16 protein-coding genes are annotated in these 18,323 nt (G+C 55.1%); 14 read left to right on the forward strand and 2 right to left on the reverse strand.

The genetic code is table 11. The features are described 5' to 3' along the window. The first annotated feature begins 29 nt into the window (after positions 1-29). From fliD to F822_RS01345, 5 genes are all read left to right on the forward strand, one after another. Positions 30-2,048 (forward strand): flagellar filament capping protein FliD, encoded by a 2,019-nt coding sequence (gene fliD / locus F822_RS01325; protein ID WP_025039716.1) that lies wholly within the window; start codon positions 30-32, stop codon positions 2,046-2,048. A 32-nt stretch (positions 2,049-2,080) separates the two neighbouring features. Next, complete coding sequence (gene fliS, locus F822_RS01330; RefSeq protein WP_025039715.1) at positions 2,081-2,554, forward strand: flagellar export chaperone FliS; 474 nt, start codon at positions 2,081-2,083, stop codon at positions 2,552-2,554. Continuing rightward, a complete protein-coding gene (locus tag F822_RS01335) occupies positions 2,554-2,880 on the forward strand; it encodes a flagellar protein FliT (RefSeq protein WP_025039714.1) in 327 nt (108 codons plus the stop codon). The genes fliS and F822_RS01335 overlap by 1 nt, the downstream gene beginning before the upstream one ends. 333 nt (positions 2,881-3,213) lie before the next feature. Beyond that, positions 3,214-4,275 (forward strand): flagellar hook-length control protein FliK, encoded by a 1,062-nt coding sequence (fliK, locus tag F822_RS01340; protein ID WP_025039713.1) that lies wholly within the window; start codon positions 3,214-3,216, stop codon positions 4,273-4,275. Beyond that, positions 4,268-4,603 carry an EscU/YscU/HrcU family type III secretion system export apparatus switch protein gene (locus F822_RS01345; RefSeq protein ID WP_025039712.1) on the forward strand — a complete coding sequence of 112 codons (336 nt, stop codon included), beginning with the start codon at positions 4,268-4,270 and terminating at the stop codon, positions 4,601-4,603. The genes fliK and F822_RS01345 overlap by 8 nt, the downstream gene beginning before the upstream one ends. 97 nt (positions 4,604-4,700) lie before the next feature. Here the strand turns inward: F822_RS01345 and F822_RS14705 are convergent, their stop codons facing one another. Then, positions 4,701-7,538 (reverse strand): bifunctional diguanylate cyclase/phosphodiesterase, encoded by a 2,838-nt coding sequence (locus tag F822_RS14705; RefSeq protein ID WP_025039711.1) that lies wholly within the window; start codon positions 7,536-7,538, stop codon positions 4,701-4,703. 396 nt (positions 7,539-7,934) lie between these two features. Further along, complete coding sequence (gene fliE / locus F822_RS01355) at positions 7,935-8,276, reverse strand: flagellar hook-basal body complex protein FliE (protein ID WP_025039710.1); 342 nt, start codon at positions 8,274-8,276, stop codon at positions 7,935-7,937. Positions 8,277-8,599: 323 nt separating this feature from the next. On the opposite strand from fliE, the gene fliF reads away from it, so the two are divergent. From fliF to fliN, 9 genes are all read left to right on the forward strand, one after another. Further along, positions 8,600-10,291: a flagellar basal-body MS-ring/collar protein FliF gene (gene fliF / locus F822_RS01360; protein ID WP_025039709.1), complete on the forward strand. Its 1,692-nt coding sequence runs from the start codon at positions 8,600-8,602 to the stop codon at positions 10,289-10,291. After that, positions 10,284-11,282, forward strand: a complete 999-nt coding sequence (gene fliG, locus F822_RS01365) for a flagellar motor switch protein FliG (protein WP_025039708.1) — start codon at positions 10,284-10,286, stop codon at positions 11,280-11,282. The genes fliF and fliG overlap by 8 nt, the downstream gene beginning before the upstream one ends. A 236-nt stretch (positions 11,283-11,518) precedes the next feature. After that, complete coding sequence (locus tag F822_RS01370) at positions 11,519-12,205, forward strand: flagellar assembly protein FliH (protein ID WP_025039707.1); 687 nt, start codon at positions 11,519-11,521, stop codon at positions 12,203-12,205. Between the two features lie 121 nt (positions 12,206-12,326). Then, complete coding sequence (gene fliI / locus F822_RS01375; RefSeq protein ID WP_025039706.1) at positions 12,327-13,754, forward strand: flagellar protein export ATPase FliI; 1,428 nt, start codon at positions 12,327-12,329, stop codon at positions 13,752-13,754. Positions 13,755-13,830: 76 nt separating this feature from the next. Next, positions 13,831-14,280 carry a flagellar export protein FliJ gene (fliJ, locus tag F822_RS01380; protein WP_025039705.1) on the forward strand — a complete coding sequence of 150 codons (450 nt, stop codon included), beginning with the start codon at positions 13,831-13,833 and terminating at the stop codon, positions 14,278-14,280. A gap of 49 nt (positions 14,281-14,329) precedes the next feature. Then, on the forward strand, positions 14,330-15,757 hold the full coding sequence (locus F822_RS01385) for a flagellar hook-length control protein FliK (protein ID WP_025039704.1): 1,428 nt from the start codon (positions 14,330-14,332) through the stop codon (positions 15,755-15,757). A gap of 575 nt (positions 15,758-16,332) precedes the next feature. Next, positions 16,333-16,836, forward strand: a complete 504-nt coding sequence (gene fliL, locus F822_RS01390) for a flagellar basal body-associated protein FliL (RefSeq protein WP_025039703.1) — start codon at positions 16,333-16,335, stop codon at positions 16,834-16,836. Between the two features lie 7 nt (positions 16,837-16,843). Further along, positions 16,844-17,821, forward strand: coding sequence for a flagellar motor switch protein FliM (gene fliM, locus F822_RS01395; RefSeq protein WP_025039702.1), 978 nt, complete (start codon positions 16,844-16,846; stop codon positions 17,819-17,821). Further along, positions 17,818-18,273 (forward strand): flagellar motor switch protein FliN, encoded by a 456-nt coding sequence (gene fliN, locus F822_RS01400; RefSeq protein ID WP_025039701.1) that lies wholly within the window; start codon positions 17,818-17,820, stop codon positions 18,271-18,273. The genes fliM and fliN overlap by 4 nt, the downstream gene beginning before the upstream one ends. The last annotated feature ends 50 nt before the right edge of the window (positions 18,274-18,323 follow it).

Consider the following 18,323-nt stretch of genomic DNA (forward strand, 5'->3'; position numbering starts at 1 on the left):
TGACTAACAGCACAAAACGGGAGGCAGATATGGGCATCACCGCACCAGGCATGGGCTCGAATCTGGATGTGAACAGCATTGTCAGCCAATTGATGGCGGTCGAACGGCAACCCCTTGCGCTGCTGGACCGCCGTGAAGCCGATTATCAGGCCAAGCTGTCAGCCTATGGAACGCTGAAGGGTGCATTGGCTGCATTCCAGACCGCAATGCAAGGGCTCGCTGATCCGGCCAGATTCCGGGCTGCCACAGCCAGTGTGGCAGATACTTCCATACTGACTGCTACCACCAGTAGCACGGGTAAGGCTGTACCAGGCAGTTACTCGATAGAAGTGCAGCAATTGGCGCAACAACAGAAAATCCGCTCGGAAGGATTTGCCAGCACCAACAGTACAGTTGGCAGCGGCACCCTGACCATTCAGTATGGCGACTATGATAGCGGCCTGAACACTTTTACGCTGAATAACGCAAAACCCGCGCAGACGCTGACCATCGACCCCGCCAACAATACGCTTTCGGGGGTGCGCGATGCGATCAATGCAGCCAATATCGGCATTAGCGCGACAATCATCAACGACGGCAGCAGTAACCGGCTGGTGTTGACGGCCAAGGACGCCGGCGCAGCCAGCAGCATCAGGATCATCGCGAGCGACGACGATGGTGTGGATCTGGATAATGCCGGTCTGTCTCAGCTTGCTTTCGATCCGACCGCTGCAGCCGGCACCGGAAAGAATCTCACACAAGTCCAGGCGGCGCAGGACGCCAAGTTCCAAATCGACGGAATCGCCATCAGCAAGAACTCGAACACGATTACCGATGCGATCGAGGGTGTGACACTCAACCTGCTCAAGAGCAATGCAGGCACCCCAACCATACTTGATGTGGCGCGCAATACAACGGGCGTCAAGGCATCGGTGGAGGCATTCGTCAAATCGTTCAATGCCGTTAATCAGACGCTCGCAGACCTCAGTACGTATAACACGGTGGCCAAAAAGGGCGGGGTGTTGCAGGGAGATTCGGCGGCATTGTCCATCCAGCGTTGGCTCCGCGCCACGGTATCGGCCGCAACGGGAAGCACGAGCGGTGCAGCAGGCAGTTTTACCTCGTTGTCGCAAATCGGCGTCGCCTTCCAGAAAGACGGCAGCCTGGCGCTGGATTCCACCCGGCTCCAGACTGCAATGGATGCCGGTTTCGACCAGATCGCCAGCCTCTTCGCCGCAAATGGCAAATCGACCGATAGCCTGATCGCATACAGTGGCGCAACCGCCAAGACATCCGCCGGAAATTATGCCGTAACAATCGCCCAGCTGGCTACCATGGGCAGCCTCACCGGCAGCCAGTCAGCAGGGCTGACCATTACAGCCGGCGCCAATGATCGAATCGATATCACAGTCGATGGAGTGGCTGCCAGCGTCACGCTTGCGGCGGGAATTTACGCGTCGGCCGATGCGCTGGCGGCCGAGGTGCAAAGCAAGTTGAATGGCGCCACCAGCCTGACAGCGGCAGGCAGCTCGGTTGTAGTTTCGCAATCCGGCGGCGTGCTTGCCATTTCTTCGGCACGCTACGGTTCCGCATCCAGTGTCACTGTCACCGGCGGCAATGGCGCCGGCAATCTTCTGGGCGCAAGTCCGATAACCACAGTAGGCGCGGATGTAGCCGGCACCATCAATGGCGTGGCCGCTCTTGGAACAGGGCAGACACTCACGGCAACAGCCGGCACGGCGTCGGAAGGCTTGAGCCTCATCATCAAAGGCGGCCTGTTGGGCGCGCGTGGAATAGTGGATTTCTCACGCGGTTCCGCCGACCGCTTGAACAAGCTTGCGGGAGATCTGCTGACCACCGACGGCATCCTTGCGAGCCGTGTCGATGGGCTCACCGAAAGCATCAAGACTATTGATCGCCGCCAGGAAACGTTCCTTCGGCGCCTGGATGCAATCGAGGCGCGTTACCGGGCGCAATTTACTGCGCTGGATACGATGCTTAGCAGCCTGAATCAGACCAGCCAGTTTCTAACCCAGCAACTGGCCACTTTGCCAAAAAACAATTCCTGAACGAAAAATAATTGCCGAAGGAGGCATTCGATATGTATCCAGCATCCCGCTGCGGCGTAAATGCCTATGCCCGCGTTGGCCTCGAGACCGGAGTCATCGCAGCCAATCCGCACAAACTCATCCTGATGCTGTTTCAGGGCGCGCACGTTGCATTGTCTTCTGCCCTTGCGCATATGAAAACCGGCCAGATCACTGCCAAGGGAGAGGCCGTTTCCAAGGCAATCGCTATTATCAGTTCCGGCCTGCAAGCCAGCCTCGATATTGAAGCCGGCGGCGAACTGGCCCAACAGCTAAATGCGCTGTATGAGTATATGAGCCGCCGCCTGTTGGAGGCCAATCTGCATAACAAACCTGAATACATCGAAGAAGTGGCCCGCCTCCTTGGCGAGTTGAGTGAGGCTTGGGAAGCGATTGGTTCGCGCATACCGCCCGATGAGAGCGCCGACCAGATCAATCCCTCAGTTCCGCCAAGTTTCGGAGCCGCCACCGATTTCGGTCAAGCGTGATGAACAGCGCAGAAAAAATCGCCGCGTATCAATCGATTTCCAATCTTACCGGCGAAATGGTGAAAGCTGCCCGCGCCAGCGACTGGGAAAAACTGGAAATGCTGGAGCATCGCTGCGCCGCCGTAGTGACGCAACTCCGAGCGGCGCCGCCGGTTCGGTTTACAGCCGATATGCAACAACAAAAAGTAGAGCTGATCCACAAGATACTGGCCGACGATGCGGAGATACGAACGCACACCGAGCCCTGGATGAAAAGCGTTCAGACTTTGCTTGGCAACGCCGGAATGGCCCGGCGGGTACATCAAGCGTACGACACGCATACGTAGAGACGGCCAGGCCCGGTGGTTGGAGTATGCACGCTGGAATTGAACATGCTCCAGATTGCCGCCACCTCTTTCACGAAAGGATGAGAATAGTACCCGACCTTTACAGAGATACCGCAGCGTTTATGGAGATGGTCAAGATATGGACCAAGAAAAGGCTCGATGATGGTCATGCGTTGCTCCAGTAGGTCGGGCTCTGCCCGACATCATTTTTACGATCGTCGGGCAAAGCCCGACCTACCCGATACAATTTAATCGTCGGGCAGGGCCCGACCTACCTCTGCCAGATCATATATAGAGACATAAAAAATAAAGGCCAGGGGAGAAAACCTCGATATGTCCGCAATTAATCCGCTTAACGAAGTGGTTCAAGTCCACGCCAGTGGTTCATCCTTCCACAGGCAGCCAGGGTATACCGCATTCCTGGCGGGACTCGAAGCAGGGCGGCATCTGCGAGCTTCAGTGCAATCCCGTCTTCCGAACGGCGAGTTTCTGGTAACGGTAGGTGCAAAAGACATGACGGATGCCCAACTATTACACATGAGGTTGCCTGCGGATATACGCCCGGGTGATGCGCTGAACCTGGTTTTCGTCTCACGGAATCCCCGGCCCACGTTCATGCTCATGGCCGAGCCTTCTTCAGCCGCGGTTTCCGCGCCGCTCAGTGAGACCGGTCGTTTCATCAGCGATCTGTTAAGCCGCTCGACCCATTCAGGCAGCCTTACAACGTTATCCGGCACTGCTCCGCTACTTGCGGCGCCGCCCGCAGACGGTGTTCAATTGGCCGCGATTCTGGCTCGCACGCTGGGCCAAAGCGGTCTATTCTACGAATCCCATCAGGCTCAATGGATAGCCGGGGAAAGGCCACTGGAAGAATTGCTGCTGGAGCCGCAGGCGCCACTATTCGGGTTGAGAGCACGTTTGCCTGGGCCAGCCGCCCAATCCAACGCATCCATAATGACCGGTATGACACGCGATAATGCCGCCGAAGCGAATGTGCCGGTTCATCCCGATACTTTAGCCCTGGTACGGCAGCAACTGGAAGTTTTCGAAACACGCCATATCACCTGGCAGGGCGTGGCCTGGCCCGGCCAGAAGATCGAATGGGAGATTTTCGAGGAAAAACCCGCGGATACCGGCGAACCCGGCGAGTTTGATGAATCCGATGAATCCGGCAATGCCCACGCTGCCTGGCAAACCTGCCTGAATCTGACCATGCCTAATTTGGGTCGAGTCTCGGCCAACCTGCGCTTTGACGCGCGTGGAGTCGAAATACGGCTTACCACGACGAGCCCTGTTACGGCGTTCATGCTACGAGCGGGTGCGACGCCGCTCGCGAACGGGCTGGATTCCGCCGGCATCAGTCTGCGCGGAATGGGGGTCGAACTGGATGAATAAACCCGATCCTTCCAAGGTGCAGGGGGTGGCAGTGGCGCTGGCTTATCGCGCCGGGCGGGCGGCGCCGCAAATTGTCGCAAAAGGCCGTGGGCTCATCGCCGAAACCATCATCAGCGAAGCGCGAGCCCATGGTATTTATGTGCACGAGTCGGCCGACCTGGTATCCCTGCTGATGCAGGTAGATCTGGACCAGTATATCCCACCGCAGCTCTACCGCGCGGTAGCGGAACTGCTCGCCTGGCTTTATAAAATGGAAGCTGGAATGGAGACCAGAACGGAAATCTCGGCGCTTCCCCGACCCGACTCAGGATCTCGTTCATCCGTTTGAACGCGTGGTTTGTCCACGTGCTCCATCTCCCGTTCCTGCTTCTAAGGCTCCGCTCCCCATTACGCTACGCTCTTGCTACCACTTCAATGAAAGAACATCATAAACTGCTCAAATGCGGTCTTTCAATTCCATACCCCTGTGCGAAGTCGACGCCCATCTTTCGTAGTGCCCCAAGGATCGAATCGTTCTCTACCGACTCGGCGATTGTCTCTATATGCATGACATGTCCGATGTTGTTTATCGCCCTGACCATGGCATGGTCGATGGGATCTTCGGTCATATCTTTCACGAACCCACCATCAATTTTTAAATAATCAACCGGCAAGTGCTTGAGATAATTAAAGGAGGACATTCCGCTTCCAAAATCGTCGAGAGAAAAACGGCACCCCAGCGCCTTTAATTTGCGAATCAACACGGCGGCTTGCGTCAAGTTTGCAATTGCCGCACTTTCCGTGATTTCGAAACAAATTCCGCCAGGTGGAATCTGATATAGATTGAATTGCTCCACCATATATTCATATAAAAGCTCGTCGCAGATGGATACGCCGGAGAGATTAATAAAGCATATGCTGGCCGCAGTGCCGGAGGGATGCTGTTTCGCATATTGTGCAAAGGCAGTAGAGATTACCCACCTGTCGAGTTGATTCATGACCCCGTAGCGTTCGGCAGCCGGGATAAATGCCATGGGTGGTACCAACATCCCGTCTTCGTCCTTCATGCGCAACAGCATTTCATAGTGACTACCATTTCCGGAACTGTCCGAGAGCCGTAGTATTTTTTGCGAGTACAGCACAAATCGTTGTTCTTCCAGTGCTTTATGAATACGCCCAACCCACCCCATCTCGCCTCGGCGTTTCTCAAGGCCTTCATCTTCGGAAGTATAGAGCTGGATCTTGTTGCGTCCGTTGTCCTTGGCAAGAAAGCAGGCTGAATCAGCCATGCGTAGAATGTCTGTAATCGTTTCCTCGCCATCACTGAATGTAACCAGCCCGATACTGGCACCAAGCCGGAATATCCTGTCTTCCCAAATAAAACGAAAGTCCCGCACTGTCTGCCTCAGCTGGTCAGCCAAAATCAATGCGGGCTTCGTGGGGCAACTCTCCAGTAATACGCCGAATTCGTCTCCTCCAAGGCGCGCCAGGGTGTCGTTCCTACGGAGCTTGGTTTGCAGTACGCCGCTGAGTTGTTTCAATAGCTCGTCGCCAGCGATGTGGCCGCAAGTATCATTTACGATCTTGAACTGATCAAGATCAACATAGAGTAACGTGTGCTTGGTGCCGTCCTGTTTACCAGTCCTCAGTGCGTGCTTCAGGCGCCGCTCAAACTCATGCCTGTTAATCAGGCCGGTTAACCCATCGTGGGTTGCCTGATATGTCATCTGGGTTGCCATTCTCTGGGCATGGGTAACATCGTGGAACACGAGCACAGCGCCGATAAATTTCCCATGTTGATCGCGTATAGGGGCAACAGACTGTTCAATGGGAGAAGTTTTGCCGTTTCGCTGTACCAGAAGCATATGCGCGTCGATGCGGGTTTCCTTATCGCAGAAAACTCGTTCAACCGGGTTGTGGCCGGGTTCATTGGTTTGCGCGTTGACTATTTGACATACGTCGGGCAGCGGGAGACCGTTCGCTTCCTCCGAAGTCCAGCCAGTCATGGTTTCTGCAACAGGGTTCAGATAAGTCACTTTCCCAGCCACATCGGTCGTGATAACGGCATCACCGATGCAGCTGAGCGTTACGCGCAGGCGCTCCTTCTCTTCATGGAGTGCTTTTTCGGCAATCTCTCGTTCTGTAAGATCGCGCCGGAGCTGTGTTTGTATTTCTTTGATCCGCTTGCGTTCGGTGACATCGCGAATGGCGCTGGATATTAGAGTGCCCTCTTCGGTCTCAAGGGGACTAAGGCTGATTTCAACAGGAAATTCAGTGCCATCCTGGCGCAATCCATACAGTTCCAGCCCAATCCCCATTGGCCGTGTTCGCGGCGCGCTAGCGAAATTTTTGCGAAAAATCGGATGTTTCTTCCTGTAACGGGCGGGAATTAGCATCTCGATCTTGTTGCCCAGAAGCTGTTCACGCGGATAGCCAAAAAGCTTTTCAGTTTGCGAGTTGACCAACACAATCTCACCTTTATTATTGACGATCACGATCGCGTCCGGTGCAGCTTCCAACAGGCCACGGAATTTCTGTTCCGCTTTTTTGCGTTCGCTGATATCGCGAATCGCACTCATGCTAAAAACTCCTTCTTCCGTTTCGATGGGGCTCAGGCTGATTTCGACCGGAAACTCAATGCCATCCTTGCGCAAACCGTATAGGTCTAATTCAGCACCCATGGTGCGGGTACGGGGCTGGGTAAAGTAATTAGCGCGATGTCCAACATGAGGGCTGCGATAGCGCTGCGGTAATAGCGTTTCTATCGTCTGGCCTCGTAATTCCTGCTTTTGATAGCCGAACAGCTTCTCGGCCTGCACGTTGACCAGCACGATGCGACCTGTCGAATTCACTATCACTATCCCGTCAGGGGTCGAATCGAGCAGGTTGCCGAATTTAGTCCCGATCAGCTTGGCATCACGCAATGCTTTCAGGTGGGTTATGTCTGTGCTGCTGATCAATACATATCCCTGCCGCTGCTGTTCGGATAACAGGACCTTGAATGAAAGGTTTACATGGATCAGAGCGCCGTCTTTTTTCCGGCACAATGCTTCGTGTACGGAAACCTGGGTTTGCAAAAGATCATTGATCTCATCTTGCATTCTCCACTGATAACCGGAAGTACTAATAAGCTTTTCAAACGAATGCTGCAAGGCCTCTGCAACGATATAGCCGAATACAGATTCCGCGCCGTTGTTCCAGTAAACAACAATGCCGTCAAGTGTGGTAATCACAATTCCGTCGGGCATTTCATCAAGAACAAGCTTGCCAAAATCTGTTGCCATCACTATTGCTCGCAAAGAAATTCGTTCATTCTGAAATTACGCATGGTAAAGCCACCATCGTAAAGCCTCCGGAAAATTGCTGGTTCAAAGGGTTAGGTCAATACCGCAAAGATGATATGGCAGCAGCGCTTCTTGCAGCATTGTTGCAAACGCTGGTGTATATTCTTCGTTGTAGGGGTCTGCGAGCTAGTCTTGTCGACAATTCTGTGGTTTTTTTAGGCGAGAGGCCGTTCCACGACAAGGGGCTCTTGGGAATTGATTTGTTTTCTTGCTACCAAGAAATTTCCATGTTGCGAGCTCAACTGCCTGCCAGTACTTCAGCAATGATTATAGCGCCAGTCGGTTCATATTTCTCTGTGATCCTTCGAGTCCAACAGGCGAAGCCGAAGTTGACATTTATACCGGCATGTTCATGATATCTTGATATGCCGATACCATCTTGTTGCGGACTTGCAGAGTATATTGGAATGAGATGGAGGCCTTCTGCATCGATATCATTGCCTCTGTAAGATTTGCGTCGGGCGCGCCCAGTTCGAAATCCCGCGCGAGCTTTGCCGCATGCTGCTGGACGTTATTCACCTGATCCAGCGATTTCCTGAATACGGTGGTGAAATCGACACCCATACCTTCACCGCCGCCACCGCGAGCGCCGGCTATTGCCGACGCCGGCTTCCCCGCCGCGAGCGCAGCACCGGTTTGCAACTGGGCGAGCATTGCGTCTATTTTCGATACATCCATCTGATCCCCGTTTTTTACGCTTTTCTGGAAAGTGTGCACGATAACACGGCCCTACCTCGGATCCGTTCGCTGAAAAGGCTGTAAAACCCGCTTCTATTCCTTGTTTTAAAACCTGCGTGCATGTTGATAATGCTCGAATTCGCCTAGCAGCCGACAGCGCATTTTTAAATTCAGCATCCATGATCCATAAAGATTTCCCGCATCGCTTGGCCTCACCATGCTACCTCACTACAGCCGCCGAATTCAGATTGAATGCCAAGTTGAGCTTATATGACGAACAATAAAAAAATCCATTCTATTCATATCGAATCGCTGGAGACACCATGTCGGTAGTTGCCGAAGCCATCGCACCGGGTGGAGTCCAGACTTTCGCGCAGGGTTTTTTGGCGCGGATGTCCAGTCAGCAGAAGATGAGCCTGATGCTGGCTATTTCGGCCATTGTCGCATTGCTGGCGGGCGGCTGGATGTGGAGTCAGGTTCCCGACTACAAAGTGCTGTTCAGCAATGTATCCGACCGTGACGGCGGGGCCATCATTGCATCCCTGCAGCAGATGAATGTACCGCACAAGTTTGCCGATGGAGGTGGAGCGATTCTCGTGCCTGCCAATCAGGTTCACGACGTCCGGCTCAAACTCGCGGCGCAGGGCTTGCCCAAGGGCGGCCTGGTCGGTTTCGAACTGATGGAAAACCAGAAGTTCGGCACCAGCCAGTTTCTTGAGCAGGTCAACTTCCAGCGCGCGCTGGAAGGCGAGCTCGCCCGCTCGATCCAGGCGGTTTCAGCAGTTGATAGCGCGCGGGTCCATCTGGCCATCGGCAAGCAATCCGTATTCATGCGTGAACAACAAAAACCAAGCGCCTCGGTCCTGGTAAATCTTTACCCCGGCCGCGTGCTCGACCAGCAGCAGGTAAACGCAATCATACATCTGGTTTCCAGCAGCGTCCCGAACCTGCCTGTCAGCAATGTCACGGTTGTGGACCAGCAAGGCAACCTGTTGAGCAAAATTGATGAATCGGACGCCAGTACGGGCTTGAACCCCAACCAGTTAAAATATTTGCTGGCGTTGGAGCAGAGCTATATCAAGCGTATCGAAGCCATCATCGCGCCCATCGTGGGAAAGGAAAACGTGCGCGCCCAGGTCACCGCCGATGTCGATTTCGCTCACTCCGAGCAAATGGATGAGATTTACAAACCCAACCAGGACCCGGGCAGTTCCACGGTGCGCAGTCAGCAAACCTCGGAATCAGCCAATGGGACCGGTCAGGAGGGCGGCGTGCCGGGCGCCCTTTCCAATCAGCCTCCCATGCCGGCAACGGCTCCGATCACGACACCGCCGGGCTCGCCCCTCAGCCAGACGCCCACGACCGGCGCCACGGAACCCGTAACGCCTCCTGTGCAAACCAGCATGAACACGCGCAAGGATGCCACCACCAATTATGAAGTGGACAAGAGGATCCAGCATGTGCGCAGACCGGTAGGCGGCATAAAGCGCCTGTCGGTTGCTGTGGTTGTCAACCACAGCAAGATGACGGATCGGAATGGAGTGGTCAGCAGCAAACCGTTGAGCGACGCCCAGAAGGTACAGATCACGGATCTGGTGAAGGAAGCCATGGGCTTCAGCAATGAGCGTGGCGACACCCTGAATGTAGTCAACAGCCCATTTACGGACATCGAGCAGGATGTCCTGCCTGAGGTGCCGCTCTGGAAACAGCCGGAAATGATTGATCTCGCCCAGCAGACCGGAAAGAATTTGCTGATCGGGGCGTTGATTCTGTATCTGGTACTGGGCGTATTGCGACCGATGCTGAAGCGCGCGAATCAGCCGCCGCCGCCCTTGCTGACGGATTCCACCGAGAAAAGCGAGGATAAAATCGAGCAACAACCCACTCCGGCCCTGGCTACCGTGCCGCGATCCCCCGGTTATGAGCAAAACCTGGCGCTTGCCCGACAATTGGCCAGGGATGACCCGAAGCTGGTGGCGGGCATTGTCAAACAGTGGGTGACAGGCAATGAATGAGGAGGGCATCAGTAAGGGCGCGATCCTGCTTCTATCGCTGGGAGAGGATGAAGCAGTGCAAGTACTCAAGTATCTGAACCCCCTCGAGGTACAAAAACTGGGCATCGCGATGGCAAAAGTCAAGAACCTGAGCCAGGAGCAGATCAATGCCGTACTCAGCGATTTTTGCACCCACGCCAGCGGGAAAAACCTGCTGATGGATCTCGACTCGGAAAGCTATACCCGCGCGGTGCTTGAAAGGGCATTGGGCGAGGACAAGTCCACGGACATTATCAGTCGTATTCTGGAAGGCAACGACACCAGCGGCATAGAAGGCCTCAAATGGATCGACTCGCAATCGGTAGCGGAGTTGATCAAAGGCGAGCATCCACAAATCATCGCCACTATCCTGGTGCATCTGGATCGCAATCAGGCAAGCGATATTCTAGGTCAACTCACCGAACAACTGCGAAATGACGTACTGCTCCGTATCGCCACGCTCGAGGGCGTTCAGCCTTACGCATTGCGTGAGCTCAACGATGTACTGACCGACCTGCTCTCCGGCAGCGAAAATATCAACAAAAGCCCTGTGGGAGGAATCCGGACGGCAGCCGAAATCATCAACTTCATGGGTAGCGCAGCCGAGACCTCCGTACTTGGCAATTTACGCGAGTTCGACGAGGATCTGGCGCAAAAAATAATGGACCAGATGATCGTTTTCGAGAATCTGATGGACATAGACGACCGCGGCATTCAACTCTTGCTGCGTGAAATTGATTCCGGGTCGCTTGTCATCGCGTTGAAGGGCGCGGCCGAGGAACTTCGCGAAAAAATATTCAGAAACATGTCGAACAGGGCTTCCGAAACGCTACGCGAAGACCTGGAAGTCATGGGACCGGTAAGGGTGAGTGAGGTGGAAGCCCAGCAGAGGAAAATATTACAGGTTGTTCGCCGGCTTGCCGACGAAAGCCGGATTGTATTCGGCAGCAAGAAGGAAGAAAGTTATATCTAGCAGCCTGTGGATTTGAAGAATTCAACCGATTCCCTTCAAATCCGGCAGGCTGCCACGTAAACGGGATCTCAAAATCCGATCTTGCAATACCTGCATTACTGAAACTTTTTAGCTGTCAAATACGCAAATGAGCGAGCGCCGATGTATTTCCAACTTATCCCGCGGCGATGCCTGGGCGCCGCTTTCGCTCATGCGCTCAGCCGGATGGATAAGGTAAAAAAGGATGAATGAGAACCATGGCCAGTCGGATTATTCATAAGGAACGTCTCGCTGCCTATCGGCGTTGGGAAATGGATACTTTCGAGCCTGTCGGGAAATCGACGCCCGAGCCTGGCGAGGGAAAGCACGAGAGTGCGAATAACGCCGGCACGGCAGTGATCCTGCCTACGGTCGAGCAGATCGAACAGATTCATCAGCAAGCACGGCAGGAAGGCTACGCCGCTGGATATGAAGCTGGCTTCAACACGGGCCAAGAGGCCGGCTATCAGGCTGCCAGTGCGCTAGGCGCGGCGGAGGTCGGCAAATTGCAGGTACTGCTGCATGATTTCCAGCGGGAATTGACAAATGCCGATCAGGCTATCTCCGACAACTTGCTCACTCTGGCCTTATGCCTCGCCAGGCAAATGTTGCGTGAAGCCTTGAAGGTGAAACCGGAGCTCATGCTTGGGGTGGTGCGCGATTGCCTGCAAAATGACGCCGCGTTCGGTCAACCGGTACAACTATTCTTGCATCCGGATGATGCCGCCCTTGTGCGCGAACATCTGCATCACGAACTCAACGATTGCACGATCTGTGTTGATTCCGGCCTCGATCGTGGCAGTTGCCGCATCAAGACGGGCAGTGGCCAGATCGACGCAACCCTGGCAACGCGCTGGCAGCGCATGGTTCAAACGCTCGGGCAAAACAGCAACTGGCTGGAGTAATACAAGCCCGGTCCGGTGGTTTACCGCTCACTTTCGCCGGCGTCATGACTTGCTATAACCGATGGAACGCTTGATCTTCACTTTTTGATAAGTTCGCTACCGGCGAATTCAGGACAAATTTATGCAAGCTTCCTTTCACACAGACCAGTGGCGCAAGTTTCTCAAGAGCTGCGGCGACATGGCTGGCAACGCTCGACCCTTCCAGGTTTCCGGCAATCTTACTCGCGTTACGGGACTGGTAATGGAAGCAGTAGGGCTCAAGCTCGCGGTGGGAAGCGGCTGCACCGTGCTGACGCCCAATGGGAACAGGGTAGAAGCGGAGGTAGTGGGTTTTCAAGGCGACCGACTTTATCTGATGCCCAACACCGACGTATTTGGCCTGACACCTGGCGCGAAGGTCATTCCCTGGAGCAACACCGGTGCGTTGCCGATACTGGATGACGCTCGCCAGCCACGACGCCGTGCCTCTGACCGGCTCAAGCGTTTTCCGGTGGGGAACGGGCTGCTGGGACGCGTACTGGACGGTGCTGGACGCCCTTTGGATGGTCTGGGACCGCTGCAGGCGGAACATGGCGCACCACTCGTCAATCAGCCGCTCAATCCGCTGGATCGGGATCCGATAAATCAGACGCTGGATGTCGGCGTACGCGCCATCAATGCGCTGCTTACCGTTGGACGAGGCCAACGCATGGGCCTGTTTGCCGGCTCCGGCGTGGGAAAAAGCGTCCTGCTCGGCATGATGGCGCGCTACACCAGCGCCGATGTGATTGTGGTGGGGCTGATCGGTGAGCGAGGCCGCGAGGTCAAGGAATTCATCGAACAAATCCTGGGTCCGGAAGGGCTGGCCCGCTCGGTGGTGGTGGCCGCCCCCGCCGATACCTGGCCGTTGATGCGATTACAGGGTGCATCCTATGCCACGTCCATCGCCGAATATTTTCGCGATCAGGGCAAGAATGTCCTGCTGATCATGGATTCGCTTACGCGCTATGCCATGGCACAGCGAGAGATAGCGCTGGCAATTGGAGAGCCGCCCGCAACGAAAGGTTATCCGCCTTCCGTGTTCGCCCGATTGCCGCAACTGGTGGAGCGGGCCGGCAATGGCCTCAAGGGAGGCGGTTCGATTACCGCGTTCTACACCGTCTTGACCGAGGGGGACGACCAGCAGGATCCTATCGCGGATGCGGCCCGTGCAATCCTCGACGGTCATATCGTGCTGTCGCGCCACCTTGCGGAAGCGGGCCATTATCCCGCCATCGATATAGAAGCTTCGATCAGCCGGGCCATGACCGGATTGATTTCGCCGCAATATTTCGAGCAGGTACGTGGCTTCAAGCAACTCTATTCGCGTTATCAACGTTCACGCGACCTGATCAGTGTAGGGGCCTACTCGTCCGGGAGTGATCCGTTGCTGGACCGCGCGATCGCGCTATATCCCCAACTGGAAGCGTTCCTTCAGCAAGGCATGTTCGAACGTGCGGATTATGCGGACAGCGCCGCTAAACTAGGCGTGCTGCTCGGCGAACAGCCCCGGGCGGTTGACCAAACCTGACTTGGCCTGGTTTAGCCTGACCTGATCGAATTAGCCCAAACTTGATCCTGACCAACCCTGACCGGAAAAGAAGAGAATGGCAAAACTACCCGCTTTGGATACATTGATCGAACTGGCGCAGACACGTACGGACGATGCGGCAAAACGCCTGGGGATGCTGTGCACACAAGGTGTACAGGTAGAAGCCAAGCTCCAGTTGCTACTGCAATATCGGGATGATTACTGTGCCCGCTTTCAGGTGTCGATGCGGCAGGGGCTGACAGCATCCGACTGGCGAAACTACCAGGAGTTCATCGACAAACTCGACGCCGCAATCACCCAGCAGCGCGAAGCCCTGGTTTCGGCGCAGCAGCGCGTCGCGGCAGGCAAGATCGCCTGGCAGTCGGCCAAGCGCACTTTCAATTCTTATGACACGCTCGTGCAACGCCAGGCTCGCGCGGAATTGCTGCGTGCCATAAAGCGCGAACAGCGTGAAACCGACGAGCATACGGGCAATGTCGCCGCACGCCAGAATCCGTCGCGCTGATCACTTCCCCTCTTAACCATTACCATCGAAAAATATCGGAACCAACATTATGCTGACCTTGCCCGCACTCAACAGTATGTCTTCATCTCCCGTGTCTGCGCTCAGGAATTCCGCTCCCGCTAGTGATGCGCAGGAAGCCGGGCAAGCAGCCGCTACTGCTGGTTTTGGCGAAGTGCTTGCGCATGAAATGAGCGGAACGGACCGCTCCGACGTTGGGCTACCCGATGAGAAAACAGCCCCAGGCAAAGATCCCGATGGCAGGGTCACCAGCGCCGGGGAGATGGAAGCGCGAAATGCAGAAATAATGAAAGATATAAAGGAAAGGGAAAGTAATCTGGTTGTGGTTGCTGCGGCACTTCAGCCCATGGATATGACGGAAATATTGCCCGGTATGGCAGCTGCCCGTACGCCGGGTTCCCGAACCGATGCCGGAATCGATGCCCGAGCCGATGTCCAGGCCGATACCCAACACCAGCACAACGACCCCGCCGATACCTTGGCCAGCATGTCCCCGGCCGAACTCGCCACTGCCGTGGCGCAGCATGCAGGGTTGGTGGTTTCGCAGTTCAGTGCGGTTACTGCACGGTCAGCTGGAATTCCGGACAGCACCAGCATCGACACGAGGGCGGCCACGGCCACGGCCACCGCCGGTGCGGGCACGTCCCGGAACGCAAGATTACCATCTGACGCACTCGCTACCGTCGCGTCTGGCGTAATGGCCAGGATAGCAACCAAAGCGGGGCAGGGCGATGTAAGCGATCCGGTCATTCCGGATAAGACTTTCGTTACTGGCGACGACGCCCCGATCAAGCCGTCCCAGAATGGGAGACAGGGCACTTTGCCCCAACTGGAGTTCGGCGCGCCGAAATTCAGCTTGGCGGGTGAAAACCGGCAAGCTGAAAAATCCATGCTTGAAGTTGCGCAGCACAATTTGTCCGCCGCACAGATAGAGGGGGGGGCGGCGGCCGTACCTGAGCGCGGTCCCATATCGGCAGCCATATCCGCAGCTTCGGCAGCCGCGTCTGGCACGCCTGTTCACGCCACGCTTGGGCTGGAACCCCGCCTCGGTGCTGCCGGCTGGGATAATGCACTGCAGAAAGTCCTCTGGATGGTCTCCAACCAGCAACAGGTTGCGGAGCTGAGCCTCAACCCGCCCGATCTGGGCCCCTTGCAAGTCGTCTTATCCATCTCCGATGACCAGGTCAGCGCAATGTTCATTTCGCAACAGGCCGATGTGCGGCAAGCACTGGAAGCTGCACTTCCGCGACTCAAGGAAATGATGGCGGACAGCGGGATCAATCTAAGCAATACGACCGTGAGTGCCGATTCCACCCGGCAACAGGCAGAGTCCGAACAGCAAAACCATTCGGGCGCACGATACGGTAAGGGCAACGGTCAAATGACCATGCCGGGGATAGATGCGGGTGCAAACCCTATTCGTTCCGGAGGAAACAGTCTGGTGGATACGTTCGCTTAGCTTATAAAAGTGCAAAGCCGCAACTGGCAGAATTTTTTGCGCCTTATTTTCATCGCTCCTTCAACCTGAATCCGATAGTTGGACGTCCGGATTCAGGATCAACCTAAATCTGGTAGTTGGACGGGGTGAAGTGTATGGTTTTTGGGGTGCAGGGCAAAGCGCAACGACGCAAAATGTGACCGTGCAGGGCGGAGCAGCGCCTTCCGCAGGATGGTGCGACCCCGAAGCGACCTCACCTGGAAGGTGAGCACCAAATAATATGAAATATTGTTGTTAATCAGGACACTGATTATTTATCAGATTATGCCAAGGTAGGTCGGGCTGCGCCCGACGATCGTAAAAATGATGTCGGGCATAGCCCGACCTACCAGCGGAGCGTAACCATCATCGAGCCTTTTCTTGAAAGAGCGGTCAACTACCGGATTTAGTTTAATCGCTGTGGATTTAGTCCCACACATCAAATTCCGAGATGGCCGGTTTTTGTCCTTCTGTTCGCCGTGCTGCCGCAACACTACTACTGTGATAATGGTATTTATACTTTGTAACGGTATTCATACTTAGGAACAGGACGAGTCATGGCAACCAGGCTGAACAAACAGGAAAGGGAATATCGCGAGTCCGCTGTCGTCGATCCGAAGCAAAAGCCCAAAGGCAGCAAATTGATTCTGTTAATTGTTTCGGCCGTACTGCTGCTCGGCGCCGGTGCCGGTGGTGCAGCATGGTATTTCAGCCAGATCCAGGACGGGGCAACGCCCATGAAGAAGCCACCCATATTCGTCAGCCTGGATACGTTTACCGTCAATCTGCAGCCCGAGCACAGCGAACAGCATCTTCAGACCAATCTGACCTTGAAGGTTGAAAATGTCGAAGCAGCAGGATTGATCAAGCTGCATATGCCGGAGGTGCGCAACCGGATTTTGCTGCTCCTTTCCAGCAAGGCTGCTTCGCAGATTATTGCCACAGACGGCAAAAAGGCGCTTGCAGCCGAATTGCTCGCAGAGATCAATCAGCCGTTCAGTGAAGACAACTCGGGGGAAGTCGTCGAAAGCGTGCTTTTTACTTCTTTCGTGATCCAGTGAATGCCTCATGAGTAACGACTTTCTCTCGCAGGAAGAAGTGGACGCGCTGCTCAAAGGGATCAGAGGCGGTGCGGACGAAACTCAGCAGGAGGTCCGACCTTCAGGTTTCCGTCCATATAACCTGGCGACTCAAGAGCGTATCGTGCGTGGGCGCATGCCTACGCTTGAAATTATCAACGAGCGTTTTGCCCGGCTTTTACGGCTTGGCCTGTTCAATTTCATGCGCCGGAGCGCAAACGTCACTGCAGGCCCGGTCCGGGTCATCAAATTCAGCGAATTCGTGCGCAACCTGGTAGTGCCGAGCAATCTGAACCTCGTGCACGTCAAGCCGCTACGTGGTACATCGCTATTCGTGTTCGATCCCACCCTGGTGTTTCTGGTGGTTGATAACCTGTTCGGCGGCGATGGCCGCCTTCTTCCCACGGCGGAAGGGCGCGACTTCACTCAAACCGAGCAGCGCATCATCCAGCGCCTGCTCAATCTGGTATTCGACAGCTACGGAAAATCCTGGCATCCCGTATATCCAATCGAGTTCGAATATGTACGTGCCGAGACGAACACACAGTTCGCCAACGTGGCGACACCCAACGAAGTGGTTGTCGCCACTACGTTCGAGGTCAACTTCGGCACCATCGTAGGAGAGATGCATATTTGCATCCCATACTCCATTCTTGAGCCGATACGTGACCTGCTTTCCAGCAGCATGCAGGGTGAGGCGCTGGAGGTCGACAAGCGGTGGGTTGGCCGCCTGTCAAAACAGGTGCAGTCGGCTGAGGTAACGATGCTGGTGAATCTGGCGCATGTGCACGTTACCCTCGATCAAATACTCAACATGCAGGTTGGTGATGTAATTCCGCTGGATATCCCGGAATTTGTCACCGCCAGCGTCGACAGCGTACCGGTAATGGAATGCCGTTATGGCGTTTCAAACGGCAGGTACGCGCTGCGCATGGAAAAAATGCTTGGTTCCGCGGGCAACGAATGAGCGCCGATGAACGCCGCGATCTGTCCAGGCGACCCTTTATGAAACAATCCAAGGAGATGAACGTGCACGCAAACCAAGCCAATTCCGAATCACGAATGACTGAGCAGGAAACTGCTGCAGCCGCTGTGGCCGAAGGCGCTCCAGCTCCAATTTTCGAGCAGTTTACCCCCGGTCAGAAGATGCAGATTCACAATGACATCGACATGATCATGGATATACCCGTTCAACTCACCGTGCAATTGGGGCGTACCAAAATCGCCATCAAGAATCTGCTCCAACTGGCACAAGGTTCGGTCGTGGAGCTGGATGGCCTGGCAGGCGAGCCGATGGACGTGCTGGTCAATGGTTATTTGATCGCCCAAGGCGAGGTTGTAGTGGTCAACGAGAAATTTGGTATTCGCTTGACCGATATCATCACGCCGAGCGAGCGTATCCGTAAATTAAACCGCTAGCAGCCTGTCGGACTTGAAGAATTTGCAGCCGACTTCCTTTGAGTCCGACA

The organism is Nitrosospira briensis C-128 (assembly GCF_000619905.2).
GTDB lineage: Bacteria > Pseudomonadota > Gammaproteobacteria > Burkholderiales > Nitrosomonadaceae > Nitrosospira > Nitrosospira briensis.

Bases quoted from the DNA above. Each gene is read 5' to 3' on its own strand.
- fliD (WP_025039716.1), top strand. From the start codon at position 30: ATGGGCATCACCGCACCAGGCATGGGCTCGAATCTGGATGTGAACAGC.
- fliS (WP_025039715.1), top strand. From the start codon at position 2,081: ATGTATCCAGCATCCCGCTGCGGCGTAAATGCCTATGCCCGCGTTGGC.
- F822_RS01335 (WP_025039714.1), top strand. From the start codon at position 2,554: ATGAACAGCGCAGAAAAAATCGCCGCGTATCAATCGATTTCCAATCTT.
- fliK (WP_025039713.1), top strand. From the start codon at position 3,214: ATGTCCGCAATTAATCCGCTTAACGAAGTGGTTCAAGTCCACGCCAGT.
- F822_RS01345 (WP_025039712.1), top strand. From the start codon at position 4,268: ATGAATAAACCCGATCCTTCCAAGGTGCAGGGGGTGGCAGTGGCGCTG.
- F822_RS14705 (WP_025039711.1), bottom strand. From the start codon at position 7,538: ATGGCAACAGATTTTGGCAAGCTTGTTCTTGATGAAATGCCCGACGGA.
- fliE (WP_025039710.1), bottom strand. From the start codon at position 8,276: ATGGATGTATCGAAAATAGACGCAATGCTCGCCCAGTTGCAAACCGGT.
- fliF (WP_025039709.1), top strand. From the start codon at position 8,600: ATGTCGGTAGTTGCCGAAGCCATCGCACCGGGTGGAGTCCAGACTTTC.
- fliG (WP_025039708.1), top strand. From the start codon at position 10,284: ATGAATGAGGAGGGCATCAGTAAGGGCGCGATCCTGCTTCTATCGCTG.
- F822_RS01370 (WP_025039707.1), top strand. From the start codon at position 11,519: ATGGCCAGTCGGATTATTCATAAGGAACGTCTCGCTGCCTATCGGCGT.
- fliI (WP_025039706.1), top strand. From the start codon at position 12,327: ATGCAAGCTTCCTTTCACACAGACCAGTGGCGCAAGTTTCTCAAGAGC.
- fliJ (WP_025039705.1), top strand. From the start codon at position 13,831: ATGGCAAAACTACCCGCTTTGGATACATTGATCGAACTGGCGCAGACA.
- F822_RS01385 (WP_025039704.1), top strand. From the start codon at position 14,330: ATGCTGACCTTGCCCGCACTCAACAGTATGTCTTCATCTCCCGTGTCT.
- fliL (WP_025039703.1), top strand. From the start codon at position 16,333: ATGGCAACCAGGCTGAACAAACAGGAAAGGGAATATCGCGAGTCCGCT.
- fliM (WP_025039702.1), top strand. From the start codon at position 16,844: ATGAGTAACGACTTTCTCTCGCAGGAAGAAGTGGACGCGCTGCTCAAA.
- fliN (WP_025039701.1), top strand. From the start codon at position 17,818: ATGAGCGCCGATGAACGCCGCGATCTGTCCAGGCGACCCTTTATGAAA.